The sequence below is a fragment of the Streptomyces canarius genome (genome assembly GCF_014650735.1).
Classification (GTDB): Bacteria; Actinomycetota; Actinomycetes; order Streptomycetales; family Streptomycetaceae; genus Streptomyces; species Streptomyces olivaceoviridis.
Genome location: NZ_BMVN01000005.1, coordinates 319,279 through 339,523, shown reverse-complemented (window position 1 = coordinate 339,523; position 20,245 = coordinate 319,279). Strand labels below are relative to the sequence as shown.

17 protein-coding genes and 1 pseudogene are annotated in these 20,245 nt (G+C 72.3%); 12 read left to right on the top strand and 6 right to left on the bottom strand.

Translation table 11 applies throughout. The annotated features are described in order from the left end of the window. Positions 1–6: 6 nt before the first annotated feature. Entirely contained in the window at positions 7–1,005 is a 999-nt protein-coding gene (locus IE294_RS10500) for an ABC transporter substrate-binding protein (protein WP_189884564.1), read from the top strand. A gap of 96 nt (positions 1,006–1,101) precedes the next feature. Here the strand turns inward: IE294_RS10500 and snpA are convergent, their stop codons facing one another. Further along, positions 1,102–1,791 (bottom strand): snapalysin, encoded by a 690-nt coding sequence (snpA, locus tag IE294_RS10495; protein WP_189884562.1) that lies wholly within the window; start codon positions 1,789–1,791, stop codon positions 1,102–1,104. A 183-nt stretch (positions 1,792–1,974) separates the two neighbouring features. Between snpA and IE294_RS10490 the strand changes: the two genes are divergently transcribed. Then, positions 1,975–2,976, top strand: a complete 1,002-nt coding sequence (locus IE294_RS10490; protein WP_189884559.1) for a LysR family transcriptional regulator — start codon at positions 1,975–1,977, stop codon at positions 2,974–2,976. A 175-nt stretch (positions 2,977–3,151) separates the two neighbouring features. Here IE294_RS10490 and IE294_RS10485 read toward each other — a convergent pair whose 3' ends face one another. Continuing rightward, on the bottom strand, positions 3,152–3,898 hold the full coding sequence (locus tag IE294_RS10485) for a hypothetical protein (protein WP_189884557.1): 747 nt from the start codon (positions 3,896–3,898) through the stop codon (positions 3,152–3,154). Positions 3,899–4,478: 580 nt separating this feature from the next. Between IE294_RS10485 and IE294_RS10480 the strand changes: the two genes are divergently transcribed. The 6 genes and pseudogenes from IE294_RS10480 to IE294_RS47470 all read left to right on the top strand — a co-directional run. Beyond that, positions 4,479–5,405: a GNAT family N-acetyltransferase gene (locus tag IE294_RS10480; protein WP_189884555.1), complete on the top strand. Its 927-nt coding sequence runs from the start codon at positions 4,479–4,481 to the stop codon at positions 5,403–5,405. Between the two features lie 306 nt (positions 5,406–5,711). Next, a complete protein-coding gene (locus tag IE294_RS49635) occupies positions 5,712–6,023 on the top strand; it encodes a hypothetical protein (protein WP_373315803.1) in 312 nt (103 codons plus the stop codon). A 23-nt stretch (positions 6,024–6,046) separates the two neighbouring features. Next, positions 6,047–6,679: a bifunctional 4-hydroxy-2-oxoglutarate aldolase/2-dehydro-3-deoxy-phosphogluconate aldolase gene (locus IE294_RS10470; protein WP_189884553.1), complete on the top strand. Its 633-nt coding sequence runs from the start codon at positions 6,047–6,049 to the stop codon at positions 6,677–6,679. 777 nt (positions 6,680–7,456) lie between these two features. Further along, positions 7,457–8,683, top strand: coding sequence for a cytochrome P450 family protein (locus IE294_RS10465; RefSeq protein ID WP_189884551.1), 1,227 nt, complete (start codon positions 7,457–7,459; stop codon positions 8,681–8,683). Between the two features lie 140 nt (positions 8,684–8,823). Then, positions 8,824–9,837: a 2-hydroxyacid dehydrogenase gene (locus IE294_RS10460; RefSeq protein ID WP_189884549.1), complete on the top strand. Its 1,014-nt coding sequence runs from the start codon at positions 8,824–8,826 to the stop codon at positions 9,835–9,837. A gap of 342 nt (positions 9,838–10,179) precedes the next feature. Then, positions 10,180–10,314 (top strand): annotated as a pseudogene (locus IE294_RS47470) (sugar O-acetyltransferase); the annotation flags it as partial. Positions 10,315–10,369: 55 nt separating this feature from the next. On the opposite strand, the gene IE294_RS10455 reads toward IE294_RS47470, so the two are convergent. Next, on the bottom strand, positions 10,370–11,893 hold the full coding sequence (locus IE294_RS10455) for a class I adenylate-forming enzyme family protein (protein WP_359833417.1): 1,524 nt from the start codon (positions 11,891–11,893) through the stop codon (positions 10,370–10,372). Between the two features lie 234 nt (positions 11,894–12,127). Between IE294_RS10455 and IE294_RS10450 the strand changes: the two genes are divergently transcribed. From IE294_RS10450 to IE294_RS10435, 4 genes are read left to right on the top strand one after another with little or no spacing between them, the layout of a single operon-like run. Further along, positions 12,128–13,753 (top strand): NAD(P)-binding domain-containing protein, encoded by a 1,626-nt coding sequence (locus tag IE294_RS10450; RefSeq protein WP_189884545.1) that lies wholly within the window; start codon positions 12,128–12,130, stop codon positions 13,751–13,753. Beyond that, complete coding sequence (locus IE294_RS10445; RefSeq protein WP_189884543.1) at positions 13,750–14,862, top strand: alpha-hydroxy acid oxidase; 1,113 nt, start codon at positions 13,750–13,752, stop codon at positions 14,860–14,862. The genes IE294_RS10450 and IE294_RS10445 overlap by 4 nt, the downstream gene beginning before the upstream one ends. Beyond that, positions 14,856–16,316, top strand: coding sequence for a cytochrome P450 (locus IE294_RS10440; RefSeq protein ID WP_189884541.1), 1,461 nt, complete (start codon positions 14,856–14,858; stop codon positions 16,314–16,316). Before IE294_RS10445 ends, IE294_RS10440 begins: the two co-directional genes overlap by 7 nt. Positions 16,317–16,359: 43 nt before the next feature. Continuing rightward, positions 16,360–17,637 carry a cation:proton antiporter gene (locus IE294_RS10435; protein WP_189884539.1) on the top strand — a complete coding sequence of 426 codons (1,278 nt, stop codon included), beginning with the start codon at positions 16,360–16,362 and terminating at the stop codon, positions 17,635–17,637. Positions 17,638–18,559: 922 nt separating this feature from the next. Here IE294_RS10435 and IE294_RS47465 read toward each other — a convergent pair. The 3 genes from IE294_RS47465 to IE294_RS10425 all read right to left on the bottom strand — a co-directional run bounded on the left by IE294_RS47465 (position 18,560) and on the right by IE294_RS10425 (position 20,202). Beyond that, positions 18,560–18,883, bottom strand: a complete 324-nt coding sequence (locus IE294_RS47465) for a hypothetical protein (protein WP_229917105.1) — start codon at positions 18,881–18,883, stop codon at positions 18,560–18,562. Continuing rightward, positions 18,819–19,091: a hemerythrin domain-containing protein gene (locus IE294_RS47460; protein WP_229917118.1), complete on the bottom strand. Its 273-nt coding sequence runs from the start codon at positions 19,089–19,091 to the stop codon at positions 18,819–18,821. The genes IE294_RS47465 and IE294_RS47460 overlap by 65 nt, the downstream gene beginning before the upstream one ends. A gap of 235 nt (positions 19,092–19,326) precedes the next feature. Further along, a complete protein-coding gene (locus tag IE294_RS10425) occupies positions 19,327–20,202 on the bottom strand; it encodes an AraC family transcriptional regulator (RefSeq protein WP_189884537.1) in 876 nt (291 codons plus the stop codon). Between the last annotated feature and the right edge of the window lie 43 nt (positions 20,203–20,245).

The window sequence follows — 20,245 nt, the reverse complement described above, 5'->3', positions numbered from 1 at the left end:
ACCGCCATGCGCACGCTGCTCGCCGCCGCCCTCTGTCTCGCCGCGACCGCCACCGGCTGCGGCGCCACGGTCGAGTCCGCCGAGGACGCGCGATCCCCTGCCGTCACGCTCACCAACTGCGGCCGAGAGGTGACCTACGACAAGGTTCCCGAACGGGTCGTCACCAACGACGTCGGCATCACCGAGCTGATGTTCGCGCTCGGCCTGGAGGACCGCATGGCCGGTTTCGCCATGCCCGACGACAAGGGCGACCTGAGCCGCGTGCCGTGGAAGGACGGTTACGACAAGGTGCCCTGGCTGTCAAAGGACCAGCTCACCAGGGAGAACGTCCTCGACGCCCGCGCCGACCTCGTCGTCGCCGGCTGGAACTACGGCTTCCGCGAGGACGGCGGCTTCACCCCCGACGCCCTGGAGAAGCTCGGCATCCCCTCGTACGTCCTCACCGAGTCCTGCCGCAACGGGCGTACGAAGACCTCGCGGGGCATCATGCCGCCCCTGGACGCCCTGTACACCGACCTCACCAACCTCGGCAGACTGTTCGGTGTCGAGAAGCGGGCCGAAGCGCTGGTCGACGGCTTCGAGAAGCAGATCGCCGGCGTGCGGGCGAAGGCTCCCAAGGGCGTCGGCCGCCCCTCGGTCTTCCTCTACGACAGCGGCCAGGACACACCCTTCACCTCCGGCCGCTACGCCGCCCCGGAGCAGATCATCACCGAGGCCGGCGGCGTCAACGTCATGCACGACGTGGCGGACTCCTGGACCACGGCCGGTTGGGAGAGCGTCGTCGAGCGCGACCCGGACGTCATCGTGATCTGCGACTACGGCGACGTGAGCGCCGAGCGGAAGAAGAAGTTCCTGCTCTCCTACGCCCCACTGCGCGACGTCTCCGCCATCAGGCACCGGCGGATCGTCGCCCTCGACTACGCCGACCTGGTGGAGAGTCCCCGCAACCCGTCCGCGATCGCCCGGCTCGGCGCCTACCTGCGGACGGTGGCGGGGGAGGGGTGACCGCCAAAACGGTGTACCGGCCGTACGACGGCGGTACGGACCGCGGCATCACCGAGCCGCGGTCCGTACCGGGTGAATCGGCCGGGCTGCGTGGGGTCAGCCGGTCCGGTTCACCTTCGCCAGGGCCTTGGCCAGGCCGTTGGCCCACAGCTGGTTGACCCGGGAGCGCTCGGTGGCGTTCGGGTACCGGTTGGTGCAGGACGGGCCGGGGCCGCCGCCCGACATCAGTTCGCTGCACGGACCGCTGTAGTGGTCCGGCAGGCCCAGCACGTGGCCGGTCTCGTGGGCGGTGACGCGGACGGAGTCGTACTGCTGGTTCTGCGCGTAGTCCAGGAAGATGTAGCCGCTGCCGTGGCCGTTGGTGGAAGCGTAGGACCCGCGCGGGTCGTTGCCCTCGTAGTAGGTGAAGTCACCGGCGCCCGAGGTCGCCTGGAGCTTGACGTTCGACACGGAGCTGTTCCAGATGGAGGCGGCGCTCGATATCTGGGAGCGGAAGCTCGGGGCCTGGGAGGTGTTGTAGTAGACGGTCACCACCTTCAGCGAGGGCTGGTCGGCCTGGCGCTCGGCGACCGACTTGAGCACCGCGTCGAAGAACGCCTTGCTGCCGGCGCTGTCGGCCGTGCCCACGTAGCCGGCGGTGGCGGTGCGGGTCGGTGCCGCGGCGGTGTTCTGGGCGCTCGCCGGGCTCGCGGTACCCAGTGCGGCGGAGGCCAGACCGAGACCGAGGGCCAGGGTCAGGAGTCTTCTGGTCTGCTTCGACCTGGTGCTGCTGCGGAACGACGCCATGGGGGGGGCTCCTTCTCGTCCTGTGGGGTGGAACGATCGGTTGCCTGTGAGTCTCGGGCAGTCCAACGGGGCGGGGGATGATGGCAACCGGGGATAGCCCGGGGCTATCGCGGGCCGACTCGTCCCTGTTCGTTGGCACTTGAACGTCTGGTGCGGTGCCGTGCGCCGTCCTACGCTCCCCCCATGGAGCTGGAGGTGAGGCACCTGCGCGTCCTGTGCGCCATCGCCGACACCGGCAGTCTGCACAAAGCCGCACGGCAACTCGGCCTGGCACAACCCTCGTTGAGCACTCAGCTACGGCGCATCGAGCGCGCCCTCGGTGCTCAGCTCTTCGTACGCACCCAGGCCGGCTGCCGTCCCACCCCGCTGGGGCTCGCCGTGCTGAGCCGGGCCAGGCCCCTGGTCGCGGAGTTCGCGGCGATCGTCACCGAGACCAGGGCGGCGGCCGCCCGCGCCGCCGGTGGGTTCCGGCTGCGCATCGGCGCCACCGCGAGCCGGGCCATCCCGGGCTGGTTGCGCCTGCTGAGGGCACGCCCCGGCCCCGCACCGGCACTCCAGATGAACGTCTCCGGCAACGCCCTGCTGGCCATGGTCGCCGCCGGCCGGCTCGACATGGCGTTCGTGCACGAGGTCGAGGGCAGCCCGCTGCGCATCCCGCCCGGCCTGTGCCTGCGGGTGCTCGTCGAGCGCGAACCGCAGTTCGTCACCCTCGCCGCGGACCATCCGGCCGCCTCGCAGCCGGAGCTGAGCCTCGCCGACCTGGCCGGTGACCGCTGGATGGTCGACTCCACGGTCGACGGCGAGTGGGACGGCCTGAGCCGGGTCCTGCGGGCCGCGGGCCTGAACCCCGAGATGCTGCACGGCGACTACCTCACCGCGTACTCACTGGCCGCCACCGGCGAGGTCGTCACGGTCAGCCAGCCGACCGCGCACCCCCGTCCCGACCTCGCGATCCGCCCGCTGAAGGGCGACCCGATAGGGGTGCGCCTGCTGCTGGCGGCCCGTACCGAGGCCGAACTGGACGAGGTCTACACGGAGTTGGAGGAGGCCTACTGGGCCGTGGCCCGGGAGGCGCCGGCCTACCGGGAGTGGCTGAAGCGTGCGGAGCCACGCGGCGCCCGGGACGGCCGTGCCATGCCTGCCCGGTGGGCCACCGCCGAGGGACCCGCCGACGCGCTGACGTGAATCACCCTCCTCAGCCGCCGCCCGTTCCGCCCGTCGGCGAGCGCGGTTCGACCGCGGTGCGCTGCCACCGCCCGCTCATGGGTTGCCCCACCTTCCCGGAGACGGCGCCGGCGCGGACCGGTCGAGTGCGGGCCGGGACCGGCGGTCGTCGATCCCACGTCGTGGACGACGCCGGTCACACATCCGGCAGCAACAGCCAGACCTCCGAGAGGGCCAGGCCGTGGGCACGGGTCACGGCCCCGCACGGGCAGCCCAGCGCGATCCGGGACCAGTCGCAGGTCACCGTCCACGGCCCGGTCGTACCCCCGCATCCCGGGCAGTGGACGGTCGAGGCCGTCCACACGCCGGGCGCGGGGTGGCCGTGGCGCCGGAACCGCCCCTCGTACCGGACCTGCCAGGGCTCGGCCGGCGGCGTGAGCGGACCGGCCCCCGGCGGGCTCGGCGCGGCCAGGGCGCTGAACACCGCGATCAGACCGGGGAGCAGGGCCTCACCCGCCTCGGTCGGCGTGCGTGCCACGCCGTCCGACGCCCCCGGCCGGGCCCCGTACGCCGGGGCTGCCGCCGCGGCCGGCGGGTTGGGGACGCCGTGCCAGGGCAGCAGCGCCCTTGCGACGGCCGCCAGCACAGCGGCGGCCGACCGGCTGACGGCGCCCGCGTCCAGGTGGTGCAGGACGGTGCGCAGGATGCGCTGGAGCCGCCGGTCCCGGTCCGTGGCCCGGGTGCGCGCCGCCGCGCCCCGCCGGACCGGCAGCGAAGCGGTGAGACGGTCCAGGACGGCCACCGCCGCCTCGGCGTCCGCGGGGGCGGGTCGCCACTGTCCGGCAGCCACGAGCCGCAGCGCACGCGCGGACTCCCGTCCCAGGGCGCGCACCGGCAGCGCCCCGCCGGAGCCGCCCACGGGAACGCCGAGCCTGTCCGTCATGCCCCCCAGTCTCCCTTCCTCCTGGTCCCCGTAGCCGTCGCGAGCCCCCTCGCGCCGAGTTGACGGCCGGAGCGTGCCCCCCGCCCGCACGGCGGGGCCCCCGGTCGTGGCCGCGCCGGACGTAGGTGCCGAGGGCGCGAGCCCACCGCTCCAGCAGCCGTTCGGCAGTTGCCACCGCGCCTCCCACACCCCACCCCTTGAGACCACGGACGGCCGGCGCCACGCAGGCGGCTTCGTCCCTCCCGGGGCGTTCGGGTGGCGCACGGGTCGATGCAGCGGAGGCCGGGTCAGCCGGGCAGGCCGCCGGTGTGGCGGTAGATGTTCCCGGCCGAGTTGACGCCCCACGCGTTGGTCCTGGACCCCGCCGAGATCCGGACCAGTGCGCCGTTGATCTGCCTTCAGTCGGCCATCCCGCGACTCCTCTTCCGCTCGACAACGCTGCAAGCGGACGATCCCCCAGCGGAACGATTCAGCTGATCGGCGAATGCGGAGCATGATCGTAATGCCGATTGCGTCGACGTCGACGCCTGTGCGGCTTCTGCCGTCCTGTGCGGTTGACGGACAACCCTAAGGTGATCAAGTGACAGCATTCAGCATCCTTGAAGACCGCAGCGCATGGCAGAAGGACTTCGAGCGGCGGCTCCACGCTTCCTACACGGCGGCCGGGTTCGGCGTGGCCGCGGCCGAGCGCCTGGTGGAGGACATCCGCGCCCGCATCGGTGACTGGACCGTCGCCGAGATCACGGACGCCGGGACCCGGGTGGGACACGTCGCCGTGGAGGTGACCGACGACAACGGCGTCCTCGCGGGCAGTATCCACGACCTCCGTGTCGACACCCCCCACACCGGCCGGGGGTACGAACAGGCCGCCCGGGACTGGGCCGAGGCGTGGTGCGCGGAGCGCGGCGCGCGGCGGCTGGGCATACGGCTCACCGAGCCCGCTGGTGACCTGTTCGACGGTTACGGCGTCCGGGGCCAGCTCAGGGCGCGGAGCATCGGCTCACCGCCCGAGCCGCTCGACGGCGTCACCGCGCGGCCGATGACCCCGGCCGAGTACCCGGCCTGGCGCGCCTCCGAGACGGCCGCCTACGTCGCCGGCATCGTCCGGTCGGGGGCTTTGACCCCGGAAGAGGCCGCGCGCAAGGCCGACCGGGACTTCGAGAAGCTGCTGCCCCAGGGGCTGGAGACGCCCGACAACACCGTCCTGGTGCTCGAAGCGGCCGGCGAGCCGATCGGCACCGGCTGGCTGCGGCACGGGCATCTGCCGGGGGTGACGTACGGCTACTCGCTGTACGTCCAGGAGCGGCACCGCGGCAAGGGGTACGGGCGCGCCGCGATGGCGGCCGGCGAACAGGTCGCGCTCGCGGCCGGTGACTCGATGCTGATGTTCACCGTGTGGGGCGGCAACGAGGTGGCCATGAACCTGTACACGAGCGCCGGGTACCGCGTCGTGGAGGAGTCGCGCTCCCTCGACCTTCCCCACGGCTCTTCCCGCGGCGCGGCCTGACCCGCTTCAGTACGGCCCTGACCCTCGGTCCCGTCCGCGGATCGCGGGTCAGGGCCTGTATCCGTCCGTGCGTCCTCTCCTCGTGCTACTAAATTAGTAATTGCTATTGACACGGTTTCGGCCACGGGCCACAGTCTTCGCCCACATGACCGGCGGCGCGACCACCCGCCTGTTCCCCGAAGCCGCCCCCTGCTGACGGAGCCGTGGCCCGACGGCGCCCCCTGGCTCGCGGGTTCCTGGCCCGCCCCGCGCGGACTGGCCCTCGACCGGTTCGGCCCCGACGACGGCACAGCGGTGGGAGCCGTCGTGGACACACACCTGTGCTGCGTGCACGACGGCCGCGACCGGCTGTCCTTGAGCGTGCAGGTGACCGGAGACCCCGTGGCCGCCCGAACGGCGGGCGGCCCGTACGCAATCGAGCAACCCGTGTCGATCGCCCTGTGGCGCAACCTCGACGGCTTCCCCGAGGCGAAGCCCTACCGCAGCACGGGCGTCGAGCCGATGCTCGGCCGTGTCCTCGACCTCGCCGACGCCGGCCCCGGGGACGCCGCCGAGGTGCCCGCCACGGGAGAGGCGCACTGGCGACTGACGCTCACCACCGCCTGCCGCTGCCCCTGAACCCCCAGCAAGGAGACCGGTTCGTGGATCTGCCCGCTGCCCTCGCGGCCCACCGTCTGCTGGCCATCGTCCGTGGACGCGACGCCGACGCCGCGCTGCGCACCGTACTGACCCTGGCCGAGGAGGACATCGACCTCATCGAGGTGTCGCTCACCGGCACGGACGCCCTCACCGTCATCGCGCGGACCCGGGAACTCCTCGGCCCCGACCGCCCGTTGGGCGCCGGCACCGTCCTGACCGCCGAGGACGCGCGTGCCGCCCACCGCGCGGGGGCGGCCTTCGTGGTCACACCCGGCCTGGGCGAGGCCATACCCGCGGCACACGACCTGGGCCTGCCCGTGCTCGCCGGTGTGTACACCCCGACCGACGTGATCGCCGCCCGGAGCACGGGCGCGGCGGCGCTGAAGATCTTCCCGGTCGCCCAGGCCGGGGGAGCGGCGTACCTGAAGGCCCTGCGCGGCCCGTTCCCCGACGCCGCGTTCGTCCCCGTGGGCGGAGTCGACGAGGCCGTCGCCCGCGCCTGCCTCGCCGCGGGCGCGGCGGCCGTCGGCGTCGGTTCCCCGCTCGTCGGCGACGCCACCGACGGTGGCAGCCTCGACGCGCTCAGGACCCGCGCCCGCGCCTTCCGCGCCGTCGTGCGAGAGGTGGCGTCGTGACAGCGCAGCCCCGCCCCAGCCGCCCCGACCGCCTCCAACTCGGTGAGGGCATCCGCTGGACCGGCACCGGGATCGTCCTCGTGGACCTCCTCGCCGGTCGCCTCCTCGCGGCCCCCGACGATCCCACGGCCCCGCTGCGGACCCTCGCGCACAGCAGTTCCGCCTCTGGGACACCTCGAACGTGCGCCGCTCGCCGTCCGGTTCGCGGACCGTGCACACCATGTCGGCACCGTGCCCGCGGTGTTGGCCGACGACGTCCACGACGACCGCGTCCACCGGCTCGCCCGCGGTGCGCATGTACCCCCCGTACACCGCGGGCCCGGCGAACGGCGTCAGCGCGGAACCCGCCACCGCCACCAGCGTGGCCGCGCATGTCCGATGCCACACCCCGCCGACGGGACACGTCGCGACCGCGACGACGGCCGGCACGACCACCACCCCGAGCGGCGTCACCCACTGCGCCGCCCCGGCCCCGCACAGCAGCAGCGCCGGGACCGCCACGGCCCACGTCAACGAACCGACCACCCCGCGCGCCGGCCTCGACGCCCGCTTCCCGCCCACCGCCCCGCCGGACACGGCCCCCGCCGTGGTCTCGTACTCGGACCTGCCCCCGTCGCCTCCCGGAGATCATCAGCTGTCCCGCCGACGAGGGGTACGGGCAGGCGGCGGGGCCCGCCGTGTGGAGCAGAGCATGCCGCCGGACCGAGAAATCTGGGTATACACCCCTGGACGGCGACGAACACGCACATATGGTCGCTGACTGTTCCGGGAGGCACCATGAGCCAGCAGCCCGTCCTTCTCCCTTACGCCGACCCGGCCTTCGTGGCGGACCCCTTCCCCCTCTACCGGCGACTCCGCGAGGAAGGCCCCGTCCGTCGCGCGATCATCGCCGGCGGCCTCGACGCCTGGCTGGTCACCCGCTACGAGGACGGACTCGCCGCCCTGTCCGACCCGCGACTGAGCAGCGATGTCCGTGACGCCTCCGACCCCCGCCTCATCGAACAGCTGCCCGAGTTCGAGCGGGAGTCGATGGTGAGCACCATGCTGCGCTCCGACCCGCCCGACCACACCCGGCTGCGCCGCCTGGTGTCGAAGGCGTTCACGGCGCGCCGGGTCGCCGGGCTGCGGCCCCGGATCCAGGAGATCACCGACCGGCTCCTCGACGCGGTCGTCCCGACCGGCCGGGCGGAACTCGTGGCGGACTTCGCGCTGCCCCTGCCGGTCACCGTCATCAGCGAACTGCTGGGCGTTCCGGTGGACGACCGGTACGACTTCCAGCGGTGGACCGACGCGATGCTCGTGCGCGGGGAGGAGATGCCCGACCCGGTCGTGATCGACGAGGCGTGGCACCAGATGCGCGCCTACGTGACGAAACACCTCGAAGCCAAGCGTGCCCGGCCGGGGGACGACCTTCTCAGCGCGCTGATCAACGCCCACGACCACGAGCAGCGGCTGAACCACGACGAGCTGATCGCCATGACGTTCCTGCTGCTGGTGGCGGGCTACATCACCACGGTCAACCTGATCGCCGGCGGCATCGCCGCGCTGCTCACCCACCCCGGCCAGCTCACCCTCCTGCGGGATCGTCCGGACCTGCTGCCCGACGCGATCGAGGAGTTCCTGCGCTACGACGGCCCGGTCAGCCCGGGCATCGCCCGTTTCGCGCGCGAGGACGTCGAGATCGCCGGCGTGACCGTCCCGCGCGGCGCGACCGTGCTCATCGCGTCCGCCATCGCCGACCGTGACCCGGCACGGTTCACGGAACCCGAGCGGCTGGACATCACCCGGCAGGACAACGGCCACCTGGCCTTCGGGCACGGCATCCACTACTGCCTGGGCGCGCCGCTGGCCCGGCTGGAGGGCCAGGTCGCCATCGGGACGGTCCTGCGCCGCCTGCCGGACCTCGCGCTGGCCGTGCCGCCGACGCAGCTCACCTGGCGCCCCGGCGGCCTCCGTGGCCCGGCGCGGCTGCCCGTCACGTTCACCCCCGGCGGCCTCGGCTGAACACCGCCGGCTGCCCCTCGGCCACCGCAGCGGCCCTGAGGCGGATGGCCCGGCCGGATGGCCCCATCGGCCCCGTCCCCCCGGGGCCGCCGCGACCTACGGTGGGGGCGAGATCACCCGAGGCGACGGCAGGAGACCAGGTGGAGATCGTTGCGTACGGCGTCCTCGCGGACGAGGAGCCCCTGCTGCGGGAGTCGTTCGACAAGGCCTTCGCCGACCGTCACGAGCTGCGCTGTCTCGGGCTCTTCCTGGACCGGGACACCGTGCCGACCGCACTCGGCCACGAGGTGGTGATCAGCGGTGTCAACGACACCCTGGACGCCGAGGTGCTGCGTGCCCTGGCCGAGGACGGTACCCGGATGATCGCCCAGCGGTCCACCGGCTACAACAACATCGACCTCGGTGCCGCCCAGGAACGCGGCCTGTCGGTGGCCCGGGTCTCGTCCTACTCGCCGTACTCGGTGGCCGAGTTCGCCTGGACCCTCGCGCTCGCCGTCGACCGCCGCATCGTCCGGGCCGTGCAGCGCACCCGGGAGTTCGACTTCCGGCTCGACGGGCTGATGGGCCGGGACCTGCGTGGCCGCACGGCCGGGGTGGTGGGCACCGGCAAGATCGGTGCCGCGTTCGCGAGGATCGCCCACGGCTTCGGCATGCGGCTGCTCGGCTGGGACGTCGCCGGGAACCCCGACTGCCTGGCGCTCGGCATGGAGTACGTGTCGCTCAGGCGGCTGTTCGCCGAGGCGGACCTGGTCAGCCTGCACGTTCCGCTGCTGCCCGACACCCACCACCTCGTCGACGCCGAGGCCCTGGCGGTGATGAAGGACGACGCCCTCCTGATCAACTCCAGCCGGGGCGGCCTCGTGGACACCGACGCCCTCCTGCAAGTCCTGCGCGCGGGGCGGCTGCGCGGCGTCGGGCTCGATGTGTACGAGGAGGAGGCCGGCGTGTTCTTCCTCGACAAGTCGCTGGAGGTCATGACCGACGAACGCCTCGCGCGGCTGATGACGTTCAGCAACGTGCTGGTCACCTCGCACCAGGCGTACTTCACCAGGGACGCCGTCGGCCAGATCGCCGAGACCACGGTGACCAACATCGAGGACTACTTCGCCGGCCGTACCAGCGACAACACGCTGGTACGGCCCGTGACGGCGTGACACACGAGCTCGGCCGTGCGCGGATTTGGCCCCCGCTGGTCCGCCGCCCCGGGAGTGGCGGACCAGCGCCTGTGAAGGCGCCGTCGCGGGGTAAACGGAACCTACGCTTCCGGTGGTTCGCGACGGAAGACCTGGGGGTGTGGTCCGCCTCACACCGGCCCAGTGGATCTGTCGGCGAGGCGCTGACCTGCCGAAACGTAAGGGATCACGGCAGGTTGGCGCATGAGGACACCGCTCATCCCACTATCTGGGCGAGCACGCCGACCACGGACGTGGACAGCGCGAGGACCGCGCGGAACACGGCCCCGGCGCCGAGCAGCGCGGCGGGGTAGGTGGCACCGTTACGGCTCGGTCATCGGCGCCGGCAGCGTCGTCAGCCGCGACATCCCCCCGATGACCGTCGCGGTCGGAACCCCGTGCCGGGTGCTCCGCCCCATCACGGAGGAGGACCTCACCACGCGCACGGCCGGGCATTGAGCCGCAGCGACGTCGTGGCGGCCGTCCACCGACGGGTCGAGCGGGCTTCGTCCCCTCAGCGGCCCTCCAGCGAGGCACGCAACGCCGCCTTGTCCGGCTTGCCGCTCGCGGCCACGGGAACCTCGCTGATGCCGATGACACCGACCGGGACGCCGGCCTCGCCGAGTTCCCGGGCCACCAGCTCGCGCAGCGTGTCGGCGTCCGGCACGGCCCCGGGTTGCGGGACGACGAAGGCATGGATCGCCTCGCCGGTCCGGTCGTCCGGGACACCGACGACGTACGCCTGGTCGATGTCGGGATGGGAGGCCAGAACCCGCTCGATGGGGCCCGCGTAGTGGATGACGGCGTTGACGATGACGATGTCGCGCGTGCGCCCGGACAGCCGCAGATACCCCCGCGCGTCGAGCCGGCCGAGATCCCGGGTACGGACCCAGCCGTCCCGCAGGACCTCCGCGGTCTCCTGGGGGTCCTCCCAGTAGCCGTGGAACGCGTCCGCCAGCCGGACCCACACCTCACCCGTCCGGCCCGTGGGGAGATCCCGTCCGTCGGGATCCCGCACGGTCATCTCCACGGTGTCGAGCGGGCGTCCGACGCTGTCGGCGAGGCCGGGATCGGCCGCCAGCTCCTCCGGTTCGAGGACGGTCAGCATGCCCGTCTCCGTCTGGCCGTAGGCGTGGTGGACCACCGGCCCCAGCAGCCCGGCCGCCTCGGTCAGCCGGTGCGGGGCGAGCGGGGAGCCGGCCACGACGAGGGCGCGCAGGCTGCTCGTGTCCACGGCCCGGTCGCGCACGGCGTCGAGGATGCCGTACAGGCGCGGCACCGTCGTCATGCAGGCGGTGATGCGGTGGTCGGCGAAGACCTCGGGGAACCGCAGGGGCTGGTCCGGGATGACGGCGGTGCCTCCGCCGAGCAGCGACAGGCAGACGTGTTCGAACATGACGGCACTGCTGAGCGTGCCGAACAGCAGGAAGCGTGCATACCGCGCCGCGAGGCGCCGGGTGCGGTCGGTCCAGCGGGCGGGTTGCAGGGCCCAGTCCTCCGACAGGGCACCGTAGGACACCATCGTTCCCTTGGGCCGGCCGGTGCTGCCGCTGGTGAGGTGGATGACGCCGATGCCGTCGCGGTCGCCCCGGGCGGTGAGGTCGTCGGGGCCGGGCGTACCGGGTGCCGGGGGCCGTGCCATGCCGCCGGTCTCCAGCAGGGGGATGTCGCCCGCTTCGGCGGCCAGTTCCGGCCGGCTCGCGGCGTCGTCCGTCACGACGGCGCCGATGTCGCGGGCGAGGATGTCGCGCAGGTGCTCGCGGGTCAGCCCGGGGCGCAGCGCCACCACCTGGCAGCCGACGACATGGGCGGCCACGCGGACGGCGAACGCCTCCGGCGTGACACCGGTGTCGAGGGCCACGCGGGACCCGGCGGTCAGTCCCGCACCGCGCAGTCCTTTTACGAACCCGGCGATCAGGCCGAGCACCTGCCCCCGGGTGACCGCGCGTCCCCCGTACTCGAAAGCGGGCAAGTGGGGAGCGTCGCGGAACGCGTCGACGAGCGCTTGCGGAAAGGCTTTCCCGGGCTTTTCGTCCACTTCGTCTCCACTCTGGGCCGGAAATCGACGTAAAGGCAGTGTGAATGACTGGAAAACGACCATGCGGGGTGCGTGCGGCGCACCTGGTCCGCCAATCACGCCTTCACGTTAACCGACGGGGGAAATCCACCACCCCCACGGGTATGTGACCTACATCACGCGGGATTGGGGTGGCTCCGTTCTTTAACAGTCAAGTACCGTCTTTCCCGCCCCCACGGAAGGCAGGAGAAGGCCATGTCTGATTTAGGGCAGGTTGACTATCTCGTCATCGGAGGCGGCCCCGCGGGCCTCCAGGCCGGGTACTTCCTCCAGAAAAGCGGCAGAGATTACCTCATCGTGGAAGAGGGCGCCGCTCCCGGCGCTTTCTTCACCCGTTTCCCCAGACACCGGACCCTTATTTCCTCCAACAAGGTGCACACCGGTTGGAGCGATCCCGAGATGCGTCTGCGCGTCGACTGGAACTCCCTGCTCTCGGACGAGGGCCCCCTGTTCACCGCGTACTCCCCGCGGTACTTCCCCCCGGCCGACGACATGGTCCGCTACCTGGCGGACTTCGCGCGGGCGCACGAGTTGCGCATCCGCTTCAACACCCGTGTCACCGGGATCTCCCGGCCCGACGGTGACCTTTTCACGGCGACCGACCAGGATGGCAACGTTGTCCGGGCCCGGCGCGTCATCGTCGCCACCGGCGTCTCGCGGCCGTACGTGCCGCCCATCGAGGGCGCCGAGGAGGCGGAGCACTACGACCAGGTGTCCGTCGACCCCGCTGAATTCACCGACAAGCGGGTGCTGATCATCGGGCGGGGCAATTCGGCGTTCGAGACCGCGGACAATCTCATCGAGACCGCCGCCGTCATCCACGTCGCCGGACCCGGCTCCCTCAAACTCGCCTGGCGGACCCATTTCGTCGGACACCTCCGGGCCGTCAACAACAACTTCCTGGACACGTACCAGCTCAAGTCCCAGAACGCCGTACTGGACGGCGACATCCTGCGGATAGTCCGGAAGCCCGACGGCACCTATGTGGTGAGCGTCAAATTCTCGCGCGTCGCCGAAGTGGTGAAGGACATCTCGTACGACCGGGTCATCCTTGCCACTGGATTCCGGTTCGACGCTTCGATCTTCGACGACGACTGCCGTCCCGAGCTCGTCGTCAAGGACCGTTTCCCGCGGCTCACCGACGCCTGGGAATCCGTGAACGTGCCCGATCTGTATTTCGCCGGCACCATCACCCAGTCCCTGGACTTCAAGAAGTCGACCAGCGGATTCATCCACGGTTTCCGGTACGGCGTGAAGGCGCTGCACCGCATCCTCGAACGCCGCTACCACGACCAGGAATGGCCGCACACCACCCTGCCCGCCGCCGCGGGCCCCGTGACCGACGCGGTCATCGAGCGGGTCAACCACACCTCGGCCCTGTGGCAGATGTTCGGGTTCCTCGGCGACGCGGTGCTGGTCGGCACCGACGGCGAGGTCCGCTACTGCGAGGAGATCCCGGTGGCGCACCTCCACGAGGCCGCCGCCCGGGGCGAGTTCGGGAACGTGGCCGCCTACTTCACCGTCACGCTGGAGTACGGCGCCGACCACGACCAGGTCGACCCCTTCGACATCACCGTCAGCAGGACGCCCCAGCAGGACACCAGCGGCCTCGACGCGCGCTATCTGCACCCGGCGGTACGGCAGTTCCTGCCCGACGGCACCGGCAAGCCGGTCGCCGAGCACCACATCACGGAGAACCTGGAGAACGAGTGGGACAACCCCGACGTCCACGTCGGCCCGCTGCGCTCCTTCCTGGCCTCCCGGCTGTCCGCAGGGGACGACCTCCCGGCCGGCGAGGAACTCGCCGCGCCCCGGGCATGACCGGGGCGCACGCCGGCCCGCCGCACGATCCAGCCGAGTCGGCACGCGAGGAACTCAGGCCCGAGCACTACGACTACTTCGCCGGCGGCGCGGGCGAGGAGACGGCGCTCAGGGAGAACGAGGACGCCTTCGGCCGGCTGGCCCTGCTTCCCCGGGTGCTGCGCGGCGGCGCCGACCGCGACACCCGGGTGAGCGTGCTGGGCCGGCAGTGGCCGGCGCCGCTCTTCGTCGCGCCCACCGCCTTCCACCGTCTCGCCCACCCCGACGGCGAACTGGCCACCGCCCGCGCCGCCGCCGCGACCGGCACCCCGCTGGTCACCGGCATGGCCGCCACCACCGCCGTCGCGGACGTCGTCACCGCGGCCCGCGAGACCGACCCGGACGCCGTGGTCTGGTTCCAGCTGTATCTCCAACCGGAGCACGAGGTCACCGCCGAACTGGTGCTCCGGGCCGAACGGGCGGGGTGTTCCGCCCTCGTCGTCACCGTCGACTCACCCGTCTTCGGCAGGCGCACCCGGGACCTGCGCAACGGGTTCCACGACCTGCCGCCCGGTCTAGCGGCCGAGAACATGCGGGACCTGCCCGGTGCGGCCCCCGGCGCGACCCGTGACATCGCCATGCGGTCGGCCGGCTGGGACGACCTGGCCGGGCTGCGCGAGCTGACCGACCTGCCCCTCGTCCTGAAGGGCGTCCTGCACCCCGAGGACGCGCGTGCCGCCGTCGAGCAGGGCGTGGACGCACTGGTCGTGTCCAACCACGGGGGACGGCAACTCGACGCCGCCCCGGCATCGGTCGAGGCACTCCCGGCCGTGGCCGAGGCCGTCGCCGGACGGGTGCCGGTCCTCATGGACGGGGGAGTGCGCCGGGGCACCGACATCGCCCTGGCCCTCGCCCTCGGAGCCCGGGCCGTCGGCGTGGGCCGGCCGGTGCTGTGGGCCCTGGCCACGGGCGGCGAGGCCGGCGTACGGGAGGCGCTGACGGCCCTGCGCGAGGACTTCGACCAGGTGCTCGCCCTGTGCGGCGGGCACCGGCCGCAGGACCTCACGGCCGACCAGGTGGTCCCGCGCGGGCTCCCGTACCAGCCCCGCAGAGGAGAACGCGCATGGTGAGCAGGAGAACGGCGGCGGCGCTCGCCGCGGGCGGCGCGCTGCTGCTGTCCACCCCGGCCTGGCTGCCCGGCAAGGTCGTCGCCCTGCGCACGAAGGTCTTCGCCCGCGTCAACGGCGACGAGGGCATGCTCCTCCCCGACGCCACCTTCGGCCCCGACCGCTTCCAGGAGGTCTACGGTCACCCGGCCGCCGGGGGCCGCAGCAAGGGCGCGGCACTGTCCGACCTGTTCTGGTACTGGCTCGCGCCCGGCGCCGACGTCCACCAGGAGCACCTGGAGGCCGGACCCCGCTACGACGAGGTCGCCCGCCGGACGCTCGCCATCCTCTCCGGCCCGTCGGCGGAGCTGTACGACGCCGCCGCGCGGCACACCCGGCGGGCCCTGGACGCGGCAGCCACCGGCCGCGTGCGCACGGTGCGGCTGCGCGACCTGATGATGCCGGTGTGGGCCGAGTTCTTCTACGGCCTGGTCTTCGGGGAACCCTGTCCGGCCGAGGCCCGGCGGCTGATCGTCGCCCACGCCGAGGACGTCGTCAACGCCCTCAAGTGCACCCGTCCGCGCCACATGCGCCGCCGGAACCGGCTCACCCGCTACCTGCTGCGCCGCCTCGCGGCCGGTGACGTACCGCACGCGCTCCCCGCCGGCCTGACCCGCCGCCAGCAGGCGTACTACCTCCAGGGCACCTTCTTCAACACCGCCGTCGTCCAGATGTCCGAGGCGATGGCCCACCTCCTGCTGGTCCTGGCCCAGCACCCGGACGTACAGGAACGAGTGGCGGCCACACCCGACGACGACCGCTACCTGACCCATGTCATGAACGAGACGTTCCGGCTCTACCCGCTGTTCGGGGTGGCCCACCGGATCACCACCGCGGACATCGCCCTCGACGGTCTGCCCACGATCCCGGCGGGCTCCGTCCTGACCTTCAGCTACCCGGACTACCACGCCACCGGCTACGCCGACCCCGAACGCTTCGACCCCGGACGCTGGGCGACGCTCTCCGCGAGGAACGCCCACCACATCCCCTTCGGCGTCGCCGCCAACCGGCCCTGCCCCGCCTGGCGCCTCGCACCCGTCGTCATGCGCGCCGCGACCCGCGAGGTGCTGGCCCGGTACGTGCTCGACTCGCCCGTCAGCCACACCCGCTCCATCCCGCACCGTGCTCCCTGTCTGCTCCTGCCCCGGGACCGGCCGGTCCCGGACCGCCCGCGACGCGTCCTGCGCACGGCGCTGACCGTCCGCGACCGCGCCGAGGACGTCGGACGCAGTCTGCTGCAACTGCTCTTCGGCACCTGGATGGTGCTCGACGCCCGCCGCACCAGGCCCGCCGCGACCTACTTCGCCCGGTACGACACCGAGGGCCGCCCGCTGGACGGCGACCACGGCTCGCCCGGCACCGCGGCGGGACCCGGTCAGGCCGCGGCCACCTGCCCCTGCACCGGCCGGAGCGCCTGACAGCGGCAACACCCCCCTACGTCTCCTCACCAAGGAGTCACCGTTGTCGACCACCGAGATGGGCCCGGCGTTCTTCCTCGCCGCGGCTGTCATCCTCACCGCCTGCCGCCTCGTCAGCCGGCTGTTGCGCCCGCTCGGCCAGCCACCCGTCGTCGGCGAGATGGTCGCCGGCGTGGCCCTCGGCCCCTCCGTACTCGGCCTCCTCTCGCCCGGCCTGGAGAAGGCCGTGTTCCCGGACGAGATCCGTCCCGTGCTGTACGTGGCGGGACAGGTCGGCCTCGTCGTGTTCATGTTCCTGTCCGGATACGAGTTCCGTACCGACCGGCTGCGGTCGGTGGGCCGTACGGCGGTGCCCGTCTCGGCGGCCGGCATCGTCGTGCCGCTCCTGCTGGGCACCGGACTGGCCTGGGCGGCGCACGACGCGGTGGACCTCTACCCGGACGGCATCTCGCCCGCGGTGGGCGCGCTGTTCGTCGGCGTCACCGTGGCGATCACCGCCTTCCCGATGATGGCCCGGATCATCACCGAACGCGGCCTGACGAACACCCGCTTCGGATCGGTCTCCCTGGCCGCGGGCGCGCTGGACGACGCCGTGGCGTGGGTCCTGCTGGCCGGGGTGCTCAGCATGGCCGGCAGCGGTGCGGACACCTTCCTGCGCGCGGTGATCGGCACGGCCGGTCTCGCCGTGTTCCTCGGGATCTTCCTGCGTGTCCGGCCCAGGGCCCTCGATCGGGCCCGGCGGCTGACCGAGGACCACATGCTGCTGGTCACCGTCCTCCTGCTGTTCCTGGCCGCGTGGTACACCGACCGCATCGGCCTGTACGCCGTGTTCGGCGCCTTCAGTCTCGGTGTCACCTTCCCCCGCGACCCGGTGGTGACCCGCGCGGTGGAGGCCGTCGCACCGGTGAGCCGGATCGTGTTCCTGCCCCTGTTCTTCGCCTACTCCGGCCTCAACACGGACTTCACGCTGCTGTCCGACGGCAAGTTGTTGCTGTTCACCGCGGTCTGTGTGGCGGTGGCGATCATCAGCAAGTTCGGCGCCTGCTGGGCGGCGGCGCGCCTGCTGGGCGAGCCGCAGGCCGTCGCCGTCCGTGTCGGCACGCTGATGAACGCGCGCGGTCTGATGCAGCTCATCGCCATCAACGTGGGCCTGTCCGCGGGCATCGCCTCCCCGGCCCTCTTCGGCGTCCTCGTGATCGTCGCCCTGGTCACCACGGTGATGACGGCCCCCCTGCTGGCCCTGCTGGACCGCCGCGACCAGAGTCGGCGGCCGCAGGAGGCTCCCCTGGCGGGGATGACACCGACCGCGAGGGAACCATGACGTCGTCCGAAGGCCCACTCCCGCACGCGGACGTGGGTTCCACGACCGGTGCCGGCGGATGGGCCGGCTGCGGCGAGCGGCCGTTCCGGTCGGCGCCCCGGGGTCGACCTGCCCGGCGCATCGAGATCACCGGCTGAGGCCCGCACGCACGGTGAGCCCGCCCGGCCCGGGCGGGCTCACCCCCACCCCGCCGCTGAGGTTCGTGAGCCATCTCCCGGACCGGCCGGACCGACCTGGCGTTCCCCGCCGCCGCGGGCCGGCGGCGCATTCGCCGCGCGCCACGGCCCTGGGTCTGGCCCACGCCCGTGGCGCGCGGCAGGAAGCGTTCGCGGAACGGCTGCTCGCGGACCCGGCGCCGTACGGGTGCGGGTACGCCACACCCCCGAACCCTGCGCCGAGACCTTCCAGCCGTCGCCCACCGGCTCGCGGCCGGTGGCGGTCGCGGTCCCGGCCGCCACGCCGTCCTCCGCTCCGGCGCCGGCTCCTCCGCCGGGGGATGGTCCGGTCGCGCGACCCTGCGGCTTCCGTCGGAGCCCGGTCGTCGCGGAGAACATCGCCGCGGCCGACCTCACGGGAGGCGTCCGGTGAAGCGGACGAGAGTGGGGTATCGGGCCTGGTGGCCTCGCACCGCACGCTCCGGAGACCGCTCCAGGTCCGCCGCCGGGGACGGTACGAACCCGGCCGGCGCGCCTTCGAACTGGGGGAGGTGCAGCGCTCGTCGCCGGTCCTGATCAGTGTCGACAAGGTCGTGGGCGACCCACCCCTGCCGGTCCTCGGATCACGGGTGGGCACGCGCTACGAGGCCCACGCCTTCCCCTCCGGCAGGCTCCTGCTCGCCGCCCGCCCGCACGGGCCGAGCGGCAACTGCGCGCGCAGCCGGAGGTGGTCGCCTCCGCGAGCCGCGAGCAGGAGGAGCGAACGTTCAGACGAGGCTGCCGAGACGGGCCGGCCTGGACGTGCCAGGGACACGCCTCGCGTGGGCGGCGTAGCGGCGGCGCCCGATGACGGGTACGAGCAGGCGGACGGGCAGCGGCGCATGGGCGAGAACCGCCTTGACGACCTCGGGATCGCCTTCGTACATGGCCATGCCGAACGTCATTGCCGTGTGCGCCAGCAGCACGGACAGCAGAAGCTCGAAGGCGTCGGCGAGTTCCTCGCCGCCCCGCCCGGTCGAACGCCACTCACGCAGGAGTTCGGACACCTCGAAGAGGGACCGGTCGATGGACTGGTGCTGCGTCTCCATCATGGGCACGACGGACAAGTTCTTCACCGCCCCGGTCGAGGAGCTTCGGCCACAGCAGCGCGTCCTCACCCTCATGATGCGTGTGCAGAACGCGGCACACGAGATCCGCGTGCGCGCCCACGACGGCGGCACGCGTGGCATCGCCCGGGACGACGTCCCGGACCAGCTGCGGCAGCAGCCGGAACTCACGGCGCAGTGCGGCATGGGCCATACACATGTCTCGTACATCGGCCATGGGTTCGTTGACGGTCGGAGCCACTGCCATTCCTCGGATCGATGGGAAATCCGGGAAAGGAGATCCGCAGGAGACCGGTGCGGCAGCGGATTGACGTGCTGCTGTCGGGTTATCCGGTGCTCAGGACCACCTTTCCTCTTCGGCGCCCCATTCCAGCAGAAGTCCTTATGGATCAGTGAGGTCGATCCTCCTGTCCGCGTGCACGATACTGTCAACTTCGTGGCGAGTCGCGCCCCGGAGAGGTGCCGAACAGTTTCCGGTATTCCCGATTGAGCTGCGAAGGGCTTTCGTAGCCGACGCGGTGGGCGATATCCGTGACGCTCCCCGAACGCGCCCACAGAAGTGTCCGGGCGGTTTGCAGGCGCAGCGTTTTCTGGAACTGGAGCGGTGTCACGGACGTCGCTGCCCGGAAGTGCCGGTGGAAGGAGGACGTGCTCATGCCGCACAACCGGGCGAGGTCGGCGACGCTGAGCCGCTCGTCGTAGTGCTCGCGGATCCAGCCGATGGCCCGGGCGACATGTGTGAGCCCGTTGTCGGCCTGGCCGATGCGCCGGGTGAGCGCACCCTGGTCCCCGGTGAGCAACCGCCACAGGATCTCCCGCTGATAGGACGGGCCGAGGACACGCAGGTCGTCCGGGCAGCGGGCGACCCGTAGCAGTCGCACCACGGGATCGAGCAGCTTCGGTGTCGCGTCGCCGACGAGAAGTCTCCGGCGGGCCGGGGCCGTGGCCGTGCCGGTCGTCTCCAGCAGGAGCGAGGCGATGGCCTGCGGGCTGAGGTCCATGATGAAGACAGCGAGGGGCTCGTCGGGATCCGCCCGGACGACCTGGCTGGTCGATGTCAGGGTGAGCGGCGCGACCAGGTACTTTCCGGCGCCGTATTCGTACGGTTCCCCGCTGCTGACCGTGCGCAGGGTGCCCTGGGCCACGATCGCCAGGGTGGGAGCGGACCTCGCGGCCACGACCGGGGGCGTCGTCTCGCCCACGACCGCGACGGTCACGCCCTCCGCGACGGTGGCCGTGCGGCCACCGTCCCCCACATGTTCGAGGATCAGGGTGAGCAGTTCCTGTTCCTGAAGAGGTTCCATTCTGGAGCTCCGCGTGCGGGTGCCGCGAGCGGCACTGTGCCGA

What these genes read in the sequence shown, in the direction of transcription:
- IE294_RS47465 (WP_229917105.1), bottom strand. Translation starts at nt 18,883, where the DNA reads ATGATGGAGACGCAGCACCAGTCCATCGACCGGTCCCTCTTCGAGGTG.
- IE294_RS47460 (WP_229917118.1), bottom strand. Translation starts at nt 19,091, where the DNA reads ATGGCCCATGCCGCACTGCGCCGTGAGTTCCGGCTGCTGCCGCAGCTG.
- IE294_RS10450 (WP_189884545.1), top strand. Translation starts at nt 12,128, where the DNA reads ATGTCTGATTTAGGGCAGGTTGACTATCTCGTCATCGGAGGCGGCCCC.
- IE294_RS10425 (WP_189884537.1), bottom strand. Translation starts at nt 20,202, where the DNA reads ATGGAACCTCTTCAGGAACAGGAACTGCTCACCCTGATCCTCGAACAT.
- IE294_RS10485 (WP_189884557.1), bottom strand. Translation starts at nt 3,898, where the DNA reads ATGACGGACAGGCTCGGCGTTCCCGTGGGCGGCTCCGGCGGGGCGCTG.
- IE294_RS10490 (WP_189884559.1), top strand. Translation starts at nt 1,975, where the DNA reads ATGGAGCTGGAGGTGAGGCACCTGCGCGTCCTGTGCGCCATCGCCGAC.
- IE294_RS10500 (WP_189884564.1), top strand. Translation starts at nt 7, where the DNA reads ATGCGCACGCTGCTCGCCGCCGCCCTCTGTCTCGCCGCGACCGCCACC.
- snpA (WP_189884562.1), bottom strand. Translation starts at nt 1,791, where the DNA reads ATGGCGTCGTTCCGCAGCAGCACCAGGTCGAAGCAGACCAGAAGACTC.
- IE294_RS10465 (WP_189884551.1), top strand. Translation starts at nt 7,457, where the DNA reads ATGAGCCAGCAGCCCGTCCTTCTCCCTTACGCCGACCCGGCCTTCGTG.
- IE294_RS10440 (WP_189884541.1), top strand. Translation starts at nt 14,856, where the DNA reads ATGGTGAGCAGGAGAACGGCGGCGGCGCTCGCCGCGGGCGGCGCGCTG.
- IE294_RS10445 (WP_189884543.1), top strand. Translation starts at nt 13,750, where the DNA reads ATGACCGGGGCGCACGCCGGCCCGCCGCACGATCCAGCCGAGTCGGCA.